Source organism: Lentzea sp. NPDC058450, from assembly GCF_042721395.1.
Lineage (GTDB): Bacteria > Actinomycetota > Actinomycetes > Mycobacteriales > Pseudonocardiaceae > Lentzea.
This window is the reverse complement of record NZ_JBHXLO010000006.1, coordinates 122,500-139,428: the sequence shown is the minus strand read 5'-3', so window position 1 is coordinate 139,428 and position 16,929 is coordinate 122,500. Positions and strand designations below refer to the sequence as shown.

The 16,929-nt window shown below is 68.9% G+C and carries 18 protein-coding genes and 2 riboswitches; of the genes, 5 read left to right on the top strand and 13 right to left on the bottom strand.

What is annotated here, in order from left to right:
• The first annotated feature begins 118 nt into the window (after positions 1–118).
• Positions 119–790, top strand: coding sequence for a hypothetical protein (locus tag ACFWNN_RS12260; protein WP_382439950.1), 672 nt, complete (start codon positions 119–121; stop codon positions 788–790).
• A gap of 159 nt (positions 791–949) precedes the next feature.
• On the opposite strand, the gene glyA is transcribed toward ACFWNN_RS12260, so the two are convergent.
• The 8 genes from glyA to ACFWNN_RS12220 form a co-directional block, all read right to left on the bottom strand.
• Positions 950–2,215 carry a serine hydroxymethyltransferase gene (glyA, locus tag ACFWNN_RS12255; RefSeq protein ID WP_382439949.1) on the bottom strand — a complete coding sequence of 422 codons (1,266 nt, stop codon included), beginning with the start codon at positions 2,213–2,215 and terminating at the stop codon, positions 950–952.
• Between the two features lie 14 nt (positions 2,216–2,229).
• Positions 2,230–3,324 carry a glycine cleavage system aminomethyltransferase GcvT gene (gcvT, locus tag ACFWNN_RS12250; RefSeq protein WP_382439948.1) on the bottom strand — a complete coding sequence of 365 codons (1,095 nt, stop codon included), beginning with the start codon at positions 3,322–3,324 and terminating at the stop codon, positions 2,230–2,232.
• Between the two features lie 96 nt (positions 3,325–3,420).
• Positions 3,421–3,515, bottom strand: a riboswitch (glycine riboswitch).
• Positions 3,516–3,606: riboswitch (glycine riboswitch) on the bottom strand.
• Positions 3,607–3,651: 45 nt separating this feature from the next.
• A complete protein-coding gene (locus tag ACFWNN_RS12245; protein WP_363776122.1) occupies positions 3,652–3,954 on the bottom strand; it encodes a DUF3817 domain-containing protein in 303 nt (100 codons plus the stop codon).
• Positions 3,955–3,968: 14 nt separating this feature from the next.
• Complete coding sequence (locus ACFWNN_RS12240; protein WP_382439947.1) at positions 3,969–4,349, bottom strand: hypothetical protein; 381 nt, start codon at positions 4,347–4,349, stop codon at positions 3,969–3,971.
• 93 nt (positions 4,350–4,442) lie between these two features.
• Positions 4,443–4,934: a helix-turn-helix transcriptional regulator gene (locus ACFWNN_RS12235; protein ID WP_382439946.1), complete on the bottom strand. Its 492-nt coding sequence runs from the start codon at positions 4,932–4,934 to the stop codon at positions 4,443–4,445.
• A 164-nt stretch (positions 4,935–5,098) separates the two neighbouring features.
• Positions 5,099–5,278 (bottom strand): hypothetical protein, encoded by a 180-nt coding sequence (locus tag ACFWNN_RS12230; RefSeq protein ID WP_266041674.1) that lies wholly within the window; start codon positions 5,276–5,278, stop codon positions 5,099–5,101.
• A 337-nt stretch (positions 5,279–5,615) separates the two neighbouring features.
• A complete protein-coding gene (locus ACFWNN_RS12225; protein WP_382439945.1) occupies positions 5,616–6,740 on the bottom strand; it encodes a CaiB/BaiF CoA transferase family protein in 1,125 nt (374 codons plus the stop codon).
• A complete protein-coding gene (locus tag ACFWNN_RS12220) occupies positions 6,737–7,873 on the bottom strand; it encodes an acyl-CoA dehydrogenase family protein (RefSeq protein WP_382439944.1) in 1,137 nt (378 codons plus the stop codon). The genes ACFWNN_RS12225 and ACFWNN_RS12220 overlap by 4 nt, the downstream gene beginning before the upstream one ends.
• A 106-nt stretch (positions 7,874–7,979) precedes the next feature.
• Here ACFWNN_RS12220 and ACFWNN_RS12215 point away from each other — a divergent pair, with 106 nt between their 5' ends.
• The 3 genes from ACFWNN_RS12215 to ACFWNN_RS12205 are packed head-to-tail and all read left to right on the top strand — an operon-like array spanning position 7,980 to position 11,706.
• The gene (locus tag ACFWNN_RS12215; protein WP_382439943.1) at positions 7,980–8,414 is read left to right on the top strand and encodes a GNAT family N-acetyltransferase; all 435 of its coding nucleotides are present in this window, start codon (positions 7,980–7,982) and stop codon (positions 8,412–8,414) included.
• A gap of 55 nt (positions 8,415–8,469) precedes the next feature.
• Positions 8,470–9,672 carry an acetyl-CoA C-acetyltransferase gene (locus ACFWNN_RS12210; RefSeq protein ID WP_382439942.1) on the top strand — a complete coding sequence of 401 codons (1,203 nt, stop codon included), beginning with the start codon at positions 8,470–8,472 and terminating at the stop codon, positions 9,670–9,672.
• 3 nt (positions 9,673–9,675) lie between these two features.
• Positions 9,676–11,706: a 3-hydroxyacyl-CoA dehydrogenase NAD-binding domain-containing protein gene (locus tag ACFWNN_RS12205; RefSeq protein WP_382439941.1), complete on the top strand. Its 2,031-nt coding sequence runs from the start codon at positions 9,676–9,678 to the stop codon at positions 11,704–11,706.
• On the opposite strand, the gene ACFWNN_RS12200 is transcribed toward ACFWNN_RS12205, so the two are convergent.
• Positions 11,703–12,653, bottom strand: a complete 951-nt coding sequence (locus tag ACFWNN_RS12200) for an AraC family transcriptional regulator (protein WP_382439940.1) — start codon at positions 12,651–12,653, stop codon at positions 11,703–11,705. The genes ACFWNN_RS12205 and ACFWNN_RS12200 overlap by 4 nt on opposite strands.
• Before the next feature lie 213 nt (positions 12,654–12,866).
• Positions 12,867–13,412, bottom strand: coding sequence for a DM13 domain-containing protein (locus ACFWNN_RS12195; protein WP_382439939.1), 546 nt, complete (start codon positions 13,410–13,412; stop codon positions 12,867–12,869).
• Positions 13,413–13,473: 61 nt separating this feature from the next.
• Here ACFWNN_RS12195 and ACFWNN_RS12190 point away from each other — a divergent pair, with 61 nt between their 5' ends.
• A complete protein-coding gene (locus ACFWNN_RS12190; RefSeq protein WP_382439938.1) occupies positions 13,474–13,824 on the top strand; it encodes a hypothetical protein in 351 nt (116 codons plus the stop codon).
• A gap of 122 nt (positions 13,825–13,946) precedes the next feature.
• Here ACFWNN_RS12190 and ACFWNN_RS12185 read toward each other — a convergent pair whose 3' ends face one another.
• The 3 genes from ACFWNN_RS12185 to ACFWNN_RS12175 form a co-directional block, all read right to left on the bottom strand.
• Positions 13,947–14,333 carry a hypothetical protein gene (locus ACFWNN_RS12185; RefSeq protein ID WP_382439937.1) on the bottom strand — a complete coding sequence of 129 codons (387 nt, stop codon included), beginning with the start codon at positions 14,331–14,333 and terminating at the stop codon, positions 13,947–13,949.
• Between the two features lie 438 nt (positions 14,334–14,771).
• Complete coding sequence (locus ACFWNN_RS12180; RefSeq protein WP_382439936.1) at positions 14,772–15,800, bottom strand: LacI family DNA-binding transcriptional regulator; 1,029 nt, start codon at positions 15,798–15,800, stop codon at positions 14,772–14,774.
• Between the two features lie 74 nt (positions 15,801–15,874).
• Positions 15,875–16,897 (bottom strand): GNAT family N-acetyltransferase, encoded by a 1,023-nt coding sequence (locus ACFWNN_RS12175; protein WP_382439935.1) that lies wholly within the window; start codon positions 16,895–16,897, stop codon positions 15,875–15,877.
• Between the last annotated feature and the right edge of the window lie 32 nt (positions 16,898–16,929).

The window sequence follows — 16,929 nt, the reverse complement described above, 5'->3', positions numbered from 1 at the left end:
TGACCTGGCTCCGCCAGACGTTCGAGACAGCAAGAGGTTCGGTTCGTTTCTGAACCGAGACGCAACCCCGGCCGTATGGCCTCGATAGAGCGAACAGATGGACAAGGAGGACATGAGTGTGATCCGACGTAACCGCATCGCCATCGGGCTCGCCGCGGGACTGGCAGTTGTGCTGGGTCTGGGTGTCTGGAGCGCCACGGGCAGTGGCTCGAGCAACTCCAAGCCGGTGGCACAGACCGAAACCGACCTGGGCGTCCTCGGTGACTACGGCGACGTGGGTCAGCCCCCGGTACTCCAGGAGCCCGCGCAGGCGCCCGAAACCCAGGTGCAGCAGCAGGCCCCGGAAGCTCCCGCGCAGCAGCAGGCGCAGCCCCCGGCCGCAGCGCCGGTGAGCTCGATCAAGCTGGTGGGCAAGGCCGTCGAGAAGATGGGCAACGTGGTCCAGGACGGCGACGGCCGGACCCTCTACCGCTTCGACAAGGACGTCCCGAAGCCCGAAGGCAAGTCCAACTGCAACGACCAGTGCGCCGTGACGTGGCCGCCGGTGCTGTCGGACACGGTTCCGCAGCTCGAAGGCGTCGACTCGAAGCTGGTGTCGCTGATCACCCGCGCCGACGGCAAGAAGCAGGTCGCGATCGACGGCTGGGCCCTCTACACCTACTCGAAGGACCCGGCTCCCGGTAAGTGGGCCGGCCAGGGCATCGGCAACACCTGGTTCGTGATCCAGCCCGACGGCAAGCGCAACGTCGAGTGCCTCCCGCCTGGAACGGTCGTGGCACCCGCTGCGTAACACCCCACAGTCCCGTTAGGACGGTCCATCTGAAAGACACAACACCCTGACACGGTGATACCCCGGCCCTGGGGAAGGGGCCGGGGTTCCCGTCGTTTTCGCTCCGGGTAGAACGAAGGGGCGCCACCGGATCCCGGTGGCGCCCCTTCGTCGTCAGAATCAGAGCGTGGAGTACAGCGGGTGCTTCGCCGCCAGCACCTCGACGCGCGCACGCAGCTCGTCGACGGCGGCGCCCGGCTTGAGGGCCTCCGCGATCACGTCGGCGACCTCGGTGAAGTCCACCTCGCCGAACCCGCGGGTCGCGAGCGCCGGCGTGCCGATCCGCAGACCCGACGTCACCATCGGCGGACGCGGGTCGTTCGGAACGGCGTTGCGGTTGACCGTGATGCCGATCTGGTGCAGAACGTCCTCGGCCTGCTTGCCGTCGAGCTCGGAGTTGACCAGGTCGACCAGGACCAGGTGGACGTCCGTGCCGCCGGTGAGGACCTTCACGCCCGCCGCGGCCACGTCGGCCTGGGACAGGCGGTCGGCCAGGATGCGCGCACCTTCCAGCGTGCGGCGCTGGCGGTCGGCGAACTCGGGCGACGCGGCGTGCTTGAACGCCACGGCCTTCGCCGCGATCACGTGCTCCAGCGGGCCGCCCTGCTGGCCGGGGAACACCGCCGAGTTGATCTTCTTGGCGATGTCGGCCTCGTTGGAGAGGATCACGCCGCCACGGGGACCGCCGAGGGTCTTGTGGGTCGTGGTCGTCGTGACGTGCGCGTGCGGCACGGGCGACGGGTGCAGGCCCGCGGCGACGAGGCCGGCGAAGTGCGCCATGTCGACCATCAGGTAGGCCTCGACCGAGTCCGCGATGCGGCGGAACTCGGCGAAGTCCAGCTGACGCGGGTACGCGGACCAGCCGGCGACGATCAGCTTCGGGCGGTGCTCCTGGGCGAGGCGCTCGACCTCGGCCATGTCGACGCGGCCGTCACCGTCGGAGACGTGGTACGGCACGACGTTGTAGAGCTTGCCGGAGAAGTTGATGCGCATGCCGTGCGTCAGGTGACCGCCGTGCGCGAGGTCCAGGCCGAGGATCGTGTCGCCGGGCTGGAGCAGCGCGAACATGGCGGCCGCGTTGGCCTGGGCGCCGGAGTGCGGCTGGACGTTCGCGAAGCCCGCGCCGAAGAGCGACTTGATGCGCTCGATGGCGAGGCGCTCGACGACGTCCACGTGCTCGCAGCCGCCGTAGTAGCGGCGGCCCGGGTAGCCCTCGGCGTACTTGTTCGTCAGCACCGAGCCCTGCGCCTGCAGGACGGAGACCGGGGTGAAGTTCTCCGAGGCGATCATCTCGAGCGTGCCCTGCTGGCGCGCCAGCTCGGCCGCCACGGCCTGCGCCACCTCGGGGTCGTACTCCGCGAGGGAAGCGTTGAACTGGTCGGACATCTGGAAGATCTCCCTTACTTGGCGCGCTTGTAGAACGGAAGGGCGACGACCTCGACCGGCTGCTTCTTGCCGCGGACGTCGACCAGCAGTGGGGTGCCCGGCTCGGCACTGGCCCGGTTCACGTAGGCCATTGCGACGGAGTAGCCGAGGGTCGGGGACAGCGCGCCCGACGTCACCTCGCCCACGACGTCGTCGCCGTTCAGGACCGCGTACCCGTGCCGCGGGGCACGGCGCTCGGGCGTCTTCAGTCCGACCAGGACCGAGTCCACATCGGACTCCGACACCTTCGTCAGCGCGTCGCGGCCCACGAAGTCACCCGGCTTGTCGAGCTTCACGACGCGACCGAGACCGGCGTGGTACGGCGTCAGCGACGTGGTGAGCTCGTTGCCGTACAACGGCATCCCGGCTTCGAGGCGCAGCGTGTCGCGGCAGCCGAGACCGCACGGCTTGAGCTCGTGCGCCTCGCCTGCCTCCAGCAACGCGGCCCAGACGGCGGACGCGTCGGCGGGGGCGACGAACAGCTCGAAGCCCTCCTCGCCGGTGTAGCCGGTGCGGGCCAGCAGCGCGTCGACGCCGGCGACCTTCGACGGGTACGAGGCGTAGTACTTGACCGTGGACAGGTCCGTCTCGGTGAGTCCGGAGAGGATCTCGACCGACTTCGGGCCCTGGATCGCGATCAACGCGTAGTCCGTCGACTTGTCGGTGACGACGGTGTCGAACCCGGCCGCGCGCTCGACCAGCGCTTCAGCCACCACTGAAGCGTTGGAGGCGTTCGCGACGACCATGAACTCCTCGTCGCCGAGGCGGTACACGATCAGGTCGTCGATCACGCCGCCGTCGGCCTGGGTGATCATCGTGTAGCGGGCTTTGCCGACGGCCAGCGCCGAGATGTGCCCGACCAGCGCGTAGTCGAGGGCCTGCCCCGCCTGCGGACCGGTCAGCACGATCTCACCCATGTGCGTGAGGTCGAACAGGCCCGCGGTCTGGCGCACCGCGTGGTGCTCCGCGAGCTCGGACGAGTAGCGCAGCGGCATCCGCCAGCCCGCGAAGTCGGTGAACATCGCGCCGAGCTGCTCGTGCTCGGCGTTCAGAGGCGTGAGGCGGGACATCAGAACGCTCCTCCAGGGTGCGCCGAAGAGCCGGACGCGGCCGGCTGAGGCATCAGAAGAATGACACGGTCCATCGGAGACTCCTCACTTGAGCGAGCCTCCCCCTCTGTCATGAGCCTGAGAGCTTCGCCACGACGAGCGTGACTTGCACCGTGGGCGAGGCTGCCGAGCAGCCTGCTTTCCAGAGTTGCCTTCGTCGTGCGGTACCTGTACCTGAGAGATTCCGGGGAGGAGTTGCTCCTACGGTGCTCCCATCGAAGGGAGCTCTCCCGCGCGACATCGACGGCCGTGTTCAGTTGGTAGCCCCAGACGCTAGCAGGCCAAACGTCACAGCGGCACGCCCTGCGCCGTCTTCTCGACCACCTTGCGCTCCGCCCAGAACGACAGGAACGGGATCGTGCCGGCGAGCAGCACCAGCGCCGTGCCCTTGATGGACCAGCGCAGCTTCAGCGCCAGGTCGACGGAAATCACCAGGTAGATGGCGTAGAGGAACCCGTGCACGGGGCCGACGACCTTCATCGCGCCACCCATGTCCGCGGCGTACTTGAGCACCATCGCCACGACCAGGAGCAGCAGGAAGACTCCGACCACGTAAGCCATGACCCTGAACCGGGTCAACGCACCCTTCATCTGCCCGCCTTCGCTCAACGACCGTCCCGCGCGTTGAGGTCCGCGAGCATGCGGTTGTAGGCCGCGAGCTCCGCGTCTTCGTCATCGTCGAAGTGCTCGACAGGCGCGGGTTTGACGGCGACAACCGTACTTTCCGGCCTCGGAGCGGATGCAACCGGCTCGGGTGAGAGAGCCTCGTCACGGCGTTCGCGGGCGAGCTTGCGGAAACGCCAGACCATGAAGAGGGGGAAGAGGCCGAAGAGCGGCCACTGGAGCACGTACCCGAGGTTCTGGAACGTGCCGCTGGCGGACTCGAAGCGCTGCCACTGCCAGTACGCGAGCCCGCAACAGACGATCAGCGCCGCCAGACAGGCGAACGCGATCAGCACACGTTGGGGAGTAAGGAGGCCGCGCACGACCTCCACACTACTTGGGTGAGGCCTCCCGCACGGAGGCCGCCCTTCGAGGGGAGTGGTTGCAGGGCTGCCGCCTCCGACAGCCCGTTTCCACTACGCCACGCCGTCCCGGCGCTGCCTCCGCAGACGAGCAACGCACCAGGCCGCGGCAGAACCACGACGAAGGTGCTGGAGAACCGTCATCGGTCCCAGGCGCCTCCCGAGATCGGCAGGCGTGAGGCCGGCCGCGCGGTAGTCGAGCGCGCGCTGGTCCAACGGGCTGATGCCCGCGTCCCACCACTGCTCGGCTTCGGCGACGTCGCCCACCAGCTGCCAGTAGCTCGCCGCGGCGGCGAGCATCGCCTCGGGTGCCTCCGGCGCCCGCTTGCGCATCGCGGCCACGTAGGCCGGATCCGCCGAGTCGACCTTGACCAAGCCACGCGACCCACTCCTGCCGCCCCGCTGGACGGGGATGCCAGGCGCCGAGGGGGGAGCCTCCGCGAGCCACGCGTTCTTGATCCGGTTCACCTCCTGCATCTCTGCGTCATCAGACCGTTCAGCCGCCCACTGCTGCAACAGCTCGTGGACCCCGGAGTCCTCGACCATCAATGCCTCCTCGTCGGTCGGGGATCGGCCATTGCAGCGGAAGGTATTCGGTAGGTCTGACAATCGCCAGACCCTGAATCCCCAGAACACCCGTTACCAGTGCGTGATTGGCCGCATTCCACCCGTCCGGCTCAACGCAGACGGTCGAGGATCACCGTCCGTCACTAGCTGAGCGGGGTGGCCGTGCCGAAGAGGCTCCTGACGAAGGTGATGATCGACTCCGCGCCCTGCCGCAGCCAGCCGAGGACCTGCTGGACCGCCGAAGCGGACTGCTCGGGCTGGGTGATCAGGAGGAACAGCACCAGCGCGACGCCCGCCAGCACTAGCACCTTCTTGAGGTTCACAGGTACCTCTCCGTCCGTGTGGTTCACCGGTCAGGCGGCAGTCCGCCCGTGTCACCCGTCATGGTCCCTCATTCACCCGGCCGATGAACAACGACCACGCCAAACTCTCCCCAGGTTCTGCCAGCGGCGCACGCCTGCACAGCGGCCAACGTCACCCGAATGGCGGCTAAAGACGGGCGTCAGCTGCGCCGATGTCCTGGGCACGAGGTGAACACGGACTCCCTCGGATCCCACAGCTTGGAAGCGAGACTGTTGCACCGGGCCTCACCCGGATGCCGAACACGACCCATCACGCACCGTCACGCCTTCGTGGCGCCTTTAATGCGCACCCGAGCATTCATCCAATTACTCCAGACCGCCGCAGTTCCATAATTCGGTCGTCCGCCACACCCATGTCGGCAAGCACTTCATCCGTGTTCGTTCCGGTCGAAACAGGTGCGGTCGGAACCGCCGCGGGAGTGCGGTCGAACCGGGGCGCCGGCGCCGGATGCGACGAACCGGACACGTCCACGAAAGTGTTGCGGGCTGCGTTGTACGGGTGATTCGCCGCCTCGGCCGGGGTGAGCACCGGCGCCAGGCACGCGTCCGTGTCCCGCGCGAGGTCCGCCCACTCGTCCCGCGGCCGGGTCTTCACCGCCGCCGCGATGCGTTCCCGCAGCTCAGGCCAGTTCGCCGGGTCGTTGCGGGTCGGCGCCTCCTCCAGGCCCAGCACGCGCACCAGGTCGGCGTAGAACTTCTCCTCCAACGCGCCGATGGCCACGTACCGCCCGTCCGCGGCTTCGTAGACGTCGTAGAACGGCACTCCACCGTCGAGCATGTTCTCGCCGCGGCCGCCGGACCACATGCCCGCGGACCGCATGCCGTGCAGGAACGTCGTCAGCAACGCGGCCCCGTCGACCATGGCCGCGTCCACGACCTGGCCGCGCCCGGAGCGTTCCCTTTCGTACAGCGCCGCCAGCACGCCGAGGGCCAGCAGCAGCCCTCCCCCGCCGAAGTCGCCGAGCAGGTTGATGGGGAACGACGGCGGCCCGCCGGCCCGCCCGAGCGGCTCCAGCGCGCCCGCGACGGCGATGTAGTTGATGTCGTGGCCAGCCCGGTCGGCCAGGGGCCCGTCCTGCCCCCAGCCGGTCATGCGTCCGTATATAAGGCGCGGGTTGCGGGCGAGACACTGCGCGGGCCCGATGCCCAGCCGTTCGGTCACGCCCGGCCGGAAGCCCTCGATCAGCACGTCCGAGCGCTCGACCAGGCCCAGCACCAGCTCGGCGCCCTCGGGCCTGCGGGTGTCGATCGCGATCGACCGCCGGCCGCGGGTGAGGAAGTCGCCGGGAACGGTCGAGCGGCTGCCCGGCTTGTGCACCTGGATCACGTCCGCGCCCAGGTCGGCCAGCACCATGGCCCCGAACGGCGCGGGCGCGAGCCCGGCCAGCTCGACGACGCGGAGTCCTGCCAGGGGGCCGCTCACAAGGACCTCGCGATGATTTCCTTCATGATCTCGTTCGTGCCGCCGTAGATCCGCTGGACGCGGGCGTCGGACCAGGCACGCGCGATCGGGTACTCGTTCATGTAGCCGTAGCCGCCGAAGAGCTGCACGCACTCGTCGACGACCTTGCTCAGCCGGTCGCTCGCCCACCACTTCGCCATCGCCGCGGTCGGCACGTCGAGCTCGCCGCGCAGGTGCTTCTCGATGCACTCGTCGATGAACGCCCTGGTCACGGCCGCCTCGGTGGCGCACTCCGCGAGCTTGAACCGGGTGTTCTGGAACTTGATCAGCTCCTTGCCGAACGCCTGGCGCTCCTTCACGTACTTCAGGGTCAGCTCCGTGGCCGCCTCGATGCCCGCGATGCAGCAGACGCCGATGATCAGGCGCTCCTGCGGCAGCTGCTGCATGAGCTGGACGAACCCGAGCCCCTCCTGGCCGCCGAGGAGGTTCGAGGCGGGCACGCGCACGTCGTCGAAGAACAACTCGGCGGTGTCCTGGCCCTTCATGCCGACCTTGTCGAGCACGCGGCCGCGCCGGATGTCGTTCTCGACGACGAGCAGCGAGATGCCGGTGGCGCCCTGAGCCGGGTCGGTCTTGGCGACGACGATGACGAGGTCCGCGTGCACGCCGTTGGTGATGAACGTCTTCGAGCCGTTGATGACGTACTCGTCGCCCTCGCGGATCGCCTTCGTCCGGATGCCCTGGAGGTCCGAGCCGGCGCCGGGTTCGGTCATCGCGATCGCGCCGACGTACTCGCCTGATGCGAGCTTCGGCAGCCAGCGCAGCTTCTGCTCTTCGGTGCCGTAGGAGTTGAGGTAGTGCGCGACGATGCCGCTGTGGACGCTGTTGCCCCACGCGCTGTCGCCCGCCCGTGCCTGCTCCTCCAACAACACGGCCTCATGTGCGAACGTGCCGCCGCCACCGCCGTACTCCTCGGGGATGCTGATGCACAGCAGCCCGAGCTCACCGGCCTTGCGCCACAGGTCGCGGTCGACCTGCTTCTGCTCGGCGAAGCGCTCGGCGTTCGGCGTGACCTCCTTCTCGAAGAACGTGCGCGCGAGCTGGCGCAACTGGTCCAGGTCGCTGTCCATCCACCGCGATCGACGCTCTGCCATGCCGTTCACGAAACCACCGGGCGATGATCCACGCCATGACCGCCGCGCCAGCAGAGCAGCGGAAAACTGAGCGAAATTCCCACCCCGGTCGTCCAGACTGAGCGGTATGCAGATCCACCAGGTCGAGCCGGACGAGTGGGCGCTGTGGCGCGACATCCGCCTCGACGCGCTGGCGAGCGACCCCGCGGAGTTCGGGTCGACGCTGGCCCGCGAGCAGGTCTACACCGACGACGAGTGGCGGCAGCGGGCCGGCGAGGGCCTGAAGCTCGTCGCGCTCGACCCCGCGCCGGTGGCCCTGGTCGCCGCGACCGCCAAGCCGGAGGGCCTCTACCTCTACTCGATGTGGGTGCGCGACTCCCACCGCGGCCGCGGGCTCGGGGAAGCGCTGGTCAGGACCGTGCTGACGTGGGCGGCCGAGGAGGGCTGGAAGGTCGTGCGGCTGCAGGTCTGGAAGGACAACCTGCCCGCGCGGCGGCTCTACCGGCGGCTGGGGTTCGTGGACGTCGACGAGCCCGAGCACATGGAGTTCCGGGTGAGCTAATCGGTCACCCTCCACGGTCATGGCCAGCTCTGCGGACCGGGCCTAGCGTGGTGTCATGAGCGAAGCCTTGATCTTCGACGCGGTGCGCACGCCGCGCGGCAAGGGGAAGCGCGGGTCGCTGCACAGCGTGAAGCCCGTCGATCTGGCCGCCGGTGTGCTGCGCGCGCTGTCCGAACGCAACTCCCTCGACACCTCCGCGGTGGACGACGTCGTGTTCGGCGTGGTGTCTCCGCTCGGTGAGCAGGGCGGCGACATCGCCCGCACGGCCGTGCTGGCCGCCGGCTGGGACCAGCGCCCGGCCGGGGTGCAGCTCAACCGCTTCTGCGCGTCGGGCCTCGAGTCGGTGAACCTCGCCGCGGCCAAGGTCGCGTCCGGGTTCGAGGACCTGGTGGTGGCGGGCGGCGTCGAGTCGATGTCGCGCGTGCCGATGGGCTCCGACGGCGGCGCGTGGGCGATCGACCCCGCCACGAACTTCGACCTGTCGTTCGTGCCGCAGGGCGTCTCGGCCGACCTGATCGCGACGCTGGAGGGCTTCTCCCGCACGGACGTCGACGCGTGGGCCGCCCGGTCGCACGCCCTCGCGTTCGAGGCGCAGAAGAACGGCTGGTTCGAACGGTCGGTCGTGCCGGTCGTCGACCAGAACGGCACGGTGGTGCTCAAGGAGGACGAGACGATCCGTCCCGAGTCCACCGTGGAGTCCCTCGGAAAGCTCAAGCCGAGCTTCCAGTTCCACGGCGACCTCGGCTACGACACCGTCGCGATCGACCGCTACCCCACCGTCGAGCGCATCTCGCACGTGCACACGCCGGGCAACTCGTCGCAGATCGTCGACGGCTCCGCCGCGATGCTGATCGGGTCCGCGGCGGCGGGCAAGGCCCTCGGCCTCACCCCGCGCGCCCGGATCGTGTCCGTGGCGGTCGTGGGCACCGAGCCGACGATCATGCTGACCGGGCCGGCGCCGTCCGCGCGCAAGGCGCTGGACAAGGCGGGCCTGTCGGTCGAGGACATCGACCTGTTCGAGGTCAACGAGGCGTTCTCGTCAGTCGTGCTGAAGTTCCTGCGGGACATGGACATCCCCGAGGACAAGGTCAACGTCAACGGCGGCGCGATCGCGCTGGGGCACCCGCTCGGCGCCACCGGCTGCATGATCCTCGGCACGCTGCTGGACGAGCTGGAGCGCCGGGACCTGCGCCGCGGGCTCGCCACGTTGTGCGTGGGCGGCGGCATGGGTATCGCGACGATCATCGAGAGGGTCTGAGGCATGCCGTTCCACTACGACAAGGACTCCGACGGCATCGTCACGCTGACGATGGACATGTCCGGCTCCGCCAACGTGATGAACGACGAGTACCGCGACCTCATGGGGGACGCGGTCACGAAGCTCGAGGGCGACGAGATCACCGGCGTGATCATCACGTCCGCCAAGAAGACCTTCTTCGCCGGTGGCGACCTGAACGTGCTCATCGCGATCACGCCGGAGAACGCCGCGCAGGCGTTGGAGGGCGTGGAGGAGCTCAAGTCGCAGCTGCGGCGGCTGGAGAAGCTCGGCAAGCCGGTCGTGGCGGCGATCAACGGGTCGGCGCTCGGCGGCGGGTTCGAGATCGCGCTGGCCTCGCACCGCCGGATCGTGCTGAACGACAACGGCATCCGCGTCGGCCTGCCCGAGGCGACGCTCGGTCTGCTGCCCGGTGGCGGTGGCGTCACGCGGATGGTGCGGCTGCTCGGCGTGCAGAAGGCGTTGCCGTTGCTCATGGAGGGCAAGCAGCTCCGGCCGGAACGCGCGCTGCAGGCCGGAATCGTGCACCAGGTGGTGGAGACGCGCGAGGAGCTCCTCTCCGAGGCCCGCGCGTGGATCGTCGCCAACCCGGCGCCGACGCAGCCGTGGGACGCGCAGGGCGCGGGCGTGCCGGACCTGAAGTTCGGTGACCCCAACAGCTACGGGCTGCTCGCCGCCGCCCCGGCCGTGCTGAGCAAGAAGTCGCACGGCGTGTACCCGGCGCCGGAGAAGATCATGGCGACGGCCGTCGAGGGCGCCTACGTCGACTTCGACACGGCGCTGCGGATCGAGGGCCGCTACTTCGTGGAGCTGGCCTCCGGTCAGGTCTCCAAGAACATGATCACGGCGTTCTGGTTCAACCTCAACGAGGTCAACGGCCGTGCGTCGGCCACGGGCCGTCGGGTCGCGAAGCTCGGCGTGCTGGGCGCGGGCATGATGGGCGCCGGAATCGCCGAGGTGTCCGCGAAGGCGGGCATCGAGGTGGTGCTGAAGGACGTCAGCCTCGAAGGCGCGCAGAAGGGCGCTCAGGGCCTGGAAGGCATCACGCCGACCGACTCCGACGACGACCTCGACGGCTGCGACCTGATCATCGAGGCCGTCTTCGAGAACCGCGAGCTCAAGAACAAGGTGCTGCCGGCCGCGGAGGCGAAGGCGTTGGGAGACGCCGTGATCGCGTCCAACACCTCGACGCTGCCGATCACCGGGCTCGCGTCGGCGGTGACGGCGCCGGAGCGGTTCATCGGCCTGCACTTCTTCTCGCCGGTGCCGAAGATGCGGCTCGTGGAGATCATCCGCGGTGAGAAGACGTCCGAGGAGACGCTCCAGCGCGCGCTGGACTACGTGCGGCAGATCGGGAAGACGCCGATCGTGGTCAACGACTCGCGCGGCTTCTACACCTCGCGGACGTTCGGCACGTACGTGATCGAGGCGATCACGATGCTCGCCGAGGGCGTGGCACCGGCGTTGATCGAGAACGTCGCCAAGAAGTCCGGCATGGCCGTTGGTCCTCTGGCCGTCTCGGACGAGGTGACGCTGTCGTTGCAGCTGAAGATCCACGACCAGACGCTCGCGGACGACCCGTCGCTGGTGTCGGAGAGCCCCGCGTACGACCTGATCCGCGAGCTCGTGTCGTTGGGGCGCAGCGGGAAGTCGACGGGTGCGGGCTTCTACGAGTACCCGTCCGACGGCGCGAAGAAGTTCCTGTGGCCGGAGCTCACGACGCGGTTCGTGAAGGCCGACGCGGGGGTGTCCGAGCAGGACGTGCGGGACCGGCTGCTGTTCGTGCAGTCGCTGGAGACCGTGCGGTGCCTGGACGAGGGCGTGCTGACGTCCGTGGCGGACGCGAACATCGGCTCGATCTTCGGGTTCGGGTTCGCGCCGTGGAGCGGGGGCACGTTGCAGTTCATCAACTCCTACGGCGTGCAGGCGTTCGTGGAGCGCGCGGACTACCTCGCGGACACCTACGGCGAACGGTTCCGTCCGCCGGCCTCGCTGCGGGAGCGCGACAAGTTCTAGGCGCGGTAGGAACCCGGTGACGAACCGGTCCACCGCTTGAAGGCCCGGTGGAAGGCGCTCGCCTCGGAGAACCCGAGGCGCAGCGCCAGTTCCTCCACCGACTCGCCACCGCGCACCAGAGACGCGACCGCCTGGTCGCGCAGCAACTGCTCGCGCACCTCGCGGAACGACGTTCCCTCGGTGGCCAGTCTTCTGCGCAGCGTCGGCGCCGACACCCCCAGCTGTGCCGCCACCGCCTCCAGCCCGGTCGTGCCGCGCCCGAGCAGCCTGCGCACGTGCCCCGCCGTGTCCGCGCCGTGGTCCCTGCGCGACAACAGCTCCGCGGGCGAGTGCCGCAGGAACCGCCGCAGCGCCGCCTCGTCCTGCACCACCGGCATGCGCAGGAACTTCGGGTCGAACTCGATCGTGGTGCTGCCGGCACCGAACCGCAGCGGGCAGCCGAAGATCAGGTGGTACTCGGCGGCGTGCGCGGGTTCCGGATAGCCGAACTCCGCGCCCCGCAACGGGATGCGGCGGCCGATGAGCCACGACGAGAAGCGGTGCCACAGCACGAGCAGCGACTCGGTGAGGAAGTGGTCGGGGTCGCCGGGCACGACGAGCGTGAAGCGGCCGTCGTCGAGGCTCAGGTCGAGCGGCTGGTCGAAGAGCGCGTAGAACTGGAGTCCCCTGCGCAGCGCCGACTCGAGGTCCGGGCAGTGCACGGCGAGCAGGCACATCATCGCGAACGTGCCGCGTTTGGACGGTCGCGGACCGAAGCCCATGAACTCGTCGTCGAGGACTTCCCAGAGCGTCTGGACGAACTTCGTGTACTGGGCGGGCGTGACGCGCGCCCGGTCGTCCGCGAGGAGGCTGGCCGGGATCCCCGCGCCGAGCAGCACGGCGGACGGTTCCGGGCACGCGCGCAGCGCCGCACGCACGTAGTGGATCGCCACCGTCCTGGAGTGCACGACCCACAGTAAACGCCACCGGCGGTGGCGCGACCCCCGGGAGAGCAGGAGTCGCGGCACCGCCGAGTGTGGCCCACCAGTGAGCCGTACTCCTCGCCAACGGGGCTTCCGCACGCCCGTCGGCAAGGGACGATGTTGTGTTGTAGGCGCAGACGGTATGTGGTCTAGACCACGAAAGTCAATACCTGTCCCTTATCGTCTCGTGCCCGTGTTTCAGGCTTGTTCCAACGGTGCAACGGCGAAGCCGGCACTGAACCTCTGACACCAGATGACGACACTCCGAATGGCGGACACGTCCACTCCCGCGGGAATTTCGTACACCTGGTCGCCACGATTTCCCTTGAGCTTGCCGAGGCTGGTGAATCCCTGACCGAAGGTTTTCTCCGCCGAGCTCGACGCGTGCGGCGACAGGTAAACGTACAGGTCAGGGCCGTCGCTGGTGTCGAGCGAGGCGAACTGGACCGAATGCGCGCCACCCGGCAGCTTGATGAGGCTCGCCTTACCGGTGGTCGCGTGTTCCAGTGAACGCCACTCGCCCGCGGCGACCTCCTCCGGCGTTTCGGCAGGCGCGCTCGCGGCCGGAGCAGAAGCCTGGGAAGTGGTCGCGGAAGTGCTCTGAGTTGCCGCCGGCGGCACGAGCAACGCGTCGTGCGTTTCACGAACCGTGAGCAGCCGCCACGGCTGGAAGAGGTACAGCCCCACCCCGAGTGCGACGACCACGAGAACTGAGACGGGAATCAGGAAACGACGCTGGCGCATACCGAAAATACTGGCCCAAACCGGACCGAAAAGAGCTTACGGAGTTGTTAGGGTCCTCGCCGTGGCGACACAGGCGAGGATCGGCCAGGCCGTGCTCGGCGTCCTCATGGTCGGCTGCGCGCTGACCGGTCTCTTCCCCAGACCCGTCCCGCTCCTCTTCGCCATCGCGGCCGTCGGCACCGTCAACGCCGCGTTCCCGCTCATGCGCACGTTCGGCTCCGCCCTGCTGGGCGGCGTGGCAGCGGCTTCGATAGCCCTTTCCTCGGTCCCGTTCGTCACCTGCTCCACGGAACGCTTCACCGAGGTGTTCACCTGCTCGGGTGACGCTCCGACGTGGCATCTGACCGGAACCGTGCTGGTGGCAGGCCTTTCCGGGGCCAGTCTGGTGCTCGCCCGGATCACAGTTCAGTGACAGCGATCACTCAACCGGGGCCATCAAGGAACCGATAAGGCATCAGGGCGAGCGTTCTCCTGCATCCGGTCTACCCGGTACTGTGCCGGGAGCGTGATCGCCCGACTTCGAAACGTGAGCATTTAGAGGAGGACCGCTGTGCGCGCACTGTGGGCCGCAGGTGGTTCCGCTGTGCTCGGGTCAGCGTTGCTCGGTGTGCTGGTAGGCATGGCGATCCACGGAGCGGCAGGCGAAGACCCGCAAAGCAGAACCCCGGCGTCAACCTGGACGAGCTCGACCCCCAAGTCGAGCAGCTCCACCACCACCTCCACCCCGAGCAGCAGCGCTCCCTCGTCCTCGGCCGAGAGCAGCGCCCCGTCCAGCACCCAGCAACAGCCGAAGAAGACCACCCCACCCCCGGCGGCCACGAACCCGGAGGCCCCACCACCCGCTCCACCCGAGACCACGACGACCACACCGACGCCGTCCGGCTGGCCGTGCAGCCCGCTGAACCCGCTGCCGCCGCCCACCTGCAAGAACCTGGGCTAGCCCCTACCGGCCGCGGTGCCACCGCAGTCGCGAACGCAAGGCGACCACCGTCTTAGCCCGGCGCGCGCACGCAACCGGCAGCCGTCAACGCAAAGCCAACCACCTACGAAACCTGGCACGCGAAGCCGAAGGCGAGCCCGAACGGGCTGATGCCCGCCACAGAGCCGGTTACGCCCCTCAAGGCGATTGGGGCTTTACCTTGAGGGGGCGGGATGCCAACCTGTCCGGTCCGGCCGGGGCGCTTTCAACCCCGGCTTTTGAGGCCGCGAACGCATCCCGCCAGAGGCTCAAGGTCAAGCCCCAATCGCACACCCCAGGTCTTTCGTCACTACCTGCGCGAGCACCCTCGCAAGGTGACGGAACCCCAGGAACGCGACCAACCCCGCTGGAACAGGAACCGGCCTACGGAACCCGAAGAATCAGGCGGACTCGCGAGGCACCAAAACGGTTGGCAGCATCTGCTGCTTCTTCTTCACGGTCTCATCCCGCAGCAGCTTCATCAGGTGCTCGACCATCACCTTGACCTGCTCGTCCGAGTCCTGCCGCACCGAGGTCAACGGCGGCGAGGTGTGCTCGGCGATCGCCACGTGATCGTCGAACCCGACCACCGCGACGTCCTGAGGCACCCGCTTGCCGGCCTCGGCCAGCGTCTCCAACGCCCCGGCGGCCATCAGGTCGGACGCCACGAACACGGCGTCCAGCGCAGGCACCCGAGCCAGCAGCGCGGACATGGCCTTCCGCCCACCCTCCCGGGTGAACCCACCGTCCTCGGTCGACCGGGCCGTCGCCTTGTCGTCCAACGACAGCGCGGACCGGAACCCGTTCAACCGATCTATGGCGGACAACTCGTCCAAAGGACCCGAAACGTGGACGATCTTCTTGCGTCCGAGCGACTTCAGGTGCTCGGTGGCGAGAACAGCGCCGCCCTCGTTGTCGTTGTCCACGAGGTGCATGCCCCGCAGCGACCCCCACGGCTTGCCGGCGTACACCACCGGCAGCGGCAGCTTCTTCACGATCGACACGAGCTCGTCGTTGCGGTGCGGCGCGAACACCAGGGCACCGTCGACGTGGCCGCCGGCCAGGAAGCGGTGCGCGCGGGCCTGGTCGTCCGGCGAGTGGACGAGCATCAGGACCATCTGCACGTCGACGTCGGCCAGGGCTCGGGCGCCGGCGCGGATCAGGCGGGCGAAGTGCGGGTCATCGAAGATCTTGGGCTCGGGCTCGGAGAACAGCACGGCCACGGCGCCTGTCCGGCGGGTGACCAAGGCCCGGGCTGCTCGGTTCGGCTGGTAGCCCAGGGCCGTGACGGCCGCGTTGACGGCCTCCAGCGCCTCCGGGCTCACGCGTGGGGACGCGTTCAGCACTCGTGACGCCGTGGCTCGGGAGACCCCTGCCCTCGCGGCAACGTCTTCCAACGTCGGACGCGCGTGGTTGGACACGAGCACCACCACTCCTCGATGAAAACCTTTGAGTCGCTAAGAGCTTAGCCCCAAGCGATCTCCGAGGAGGGTTTCCGCGCTGTTCATCGTGATTTTTCCACCACGGCCGCGGTGATCGGCGCCGTTCGGGCCTGTCCGCGGGGCTTGATCGAAACGCGGAGCAGACCGTCCTCCCGGCGTGTCGTGGCGGGAAGTCCGGCTCGGGCGGCGGTGCGGACGAGGGCGGTCTCGGAGGGCAGGCACCACGCCACGAGCTCCGAGAATCCGGCTCCCAGAGCGTCCGCGGCCAACGCGCTGAGCAGGGCCGCGCCCACGCCGCGGCGTTGCCAGGCGTCCTCGACCAACAACGAGATCTCGGCGCACTCCGGTGTTCCGGTGTGGATGAGTTGCCCCAGGGCCACCACCTGGTCGCCGCTCTGCGCCAGCACCGTCGTGCCGCGGGGCGGGCTCAGCAGGCGGTGCAGCCAGCGGCGCGGAACCGTGCGCATGCCCGAGTGGTAGCGGTTGAACATCGTCCTCATCGAACAGCGCGAGTGCAGCGCGGCGACCGCGTCCTCGTCCTCGGCGGAGCCGGCGCGCAGGACCAACGCGAAACCGTCATCGCTCAGCACCGGCCGCATCGACGGCCCCGACGACGTCACGAGGTCGATCAACGCCTGCGCGCGCGTGAGTTCCACATCCGTGAACGACGCCCAGCCGCGCCGCACGACCCACTCTCCCAACTGGACCTGACCTTCGCCCGCCTCGCCGGCGACGACCGAGTCCGCGGCCAGCACCGAACGCAACGCCACGGGCATCTGCGCCGGGTCGGTCAACGCCATCCGCGCCGCGCGCAGCACCGAGGTCGACTCGTCCACCAGGTCGCGGACGTCGGCACGGGTGATCCCGACGCGGCGCGCGCCCTCGGCCCGCACCGCCTCGACCAAGTCCGCCGGCAGCACGCCCTCCCCCGCGCTCACGACGATCTCGTCGAGCACGCCGCCGGGCACCGGCATCACGTGCAGCGCGAGCACGTTGCAGTCGGCCGCGGCGAGGCGGACGGTGACGCGGGCGAGCGCGCCGGGGCTGTCGCTGAGTTCGAAGCGCATGCGCCAGGTCGTCGTCATGACGTCAAGAGTTCATGCAAGTTGTTGCCACG

Excerpts from the sequence above, each read along its gene's own strand:
- ACFWNN_RS12245 (WP_363776122.1), bottom strand. The coding sequence starts at position 3,954 with ATGAAGGGTGCGTTGACCCGGTTCAGGGTCATGGCTTACGTGGTCGGA.
- ACFWNN_RS12205 (WP_382439941.1), top strand. The coding sequence starts at position 9,676 with ATGCCGTTCCACTACGACAAGGACTCCGACGGCATCGTCACGCTGACG.
- ACFWNN_RS12220 (WP_382439944.1), bottom strand. The coding sequence starts at position 7,873 with ATGGCAGAGCGTCGATCGCGGTGGATGGACAGCGACCTGGACCAGTTG.
- ACFWNN_RS12210 (WP_382439942.1), top strand. The coding sequence starts at position 8,470 with ATGAGCGAAGCCTTGATCTTCGACGCGGTGCGCACGCCGCGCGGCAAG.
- glyA (WP_382439949.1), bottom strand. The coding sequence starts at position 2,215 with ATGTCCGACCAGTTCAACGCTTCCCTCGCGGAGTACGACCCCGAGGTG.
- ACFWNN_RS12215 (WP_382439943.1), top strand. The coding sequence starts at position 7,980 with ATGCAGATCCACCAGGTCGAGCCGGACGAGTGGGCGCTGTGGCGCGAC.
- ACFWNN_RS12175 (WP_382439935.1), bottom strand. The coding sequence starts at position 16,897 with ATGACGACGACCTGGCGCATGCGCTTCGAACTCAGCGACAGCCCCGGC.
- gcvT (WP_382439948.1), bottom strand. The coding sequence starts at position 3,324 with ATGTCCCGCCTCACGCCTCTGAACGCCGAGCACGAGCAGCTCGGCGCG.
- ACFWNN_RS12195 (WP_382439939.1), bottom strand. The coding sequence starts at position 13,412 with ATGCGCCAGCGTCGTTTCCTGATTCCCGTCTCAGTTCTCGTGGTCGTC.
- ACFWNN_RS12235 (WP_382439946.1), bottom strand. The coding sequence starts at position 4,934 with ATGGTCGAGGACTCCGGGGTCCACGAGCTGTTGCAGCAGTGGGCGGCT.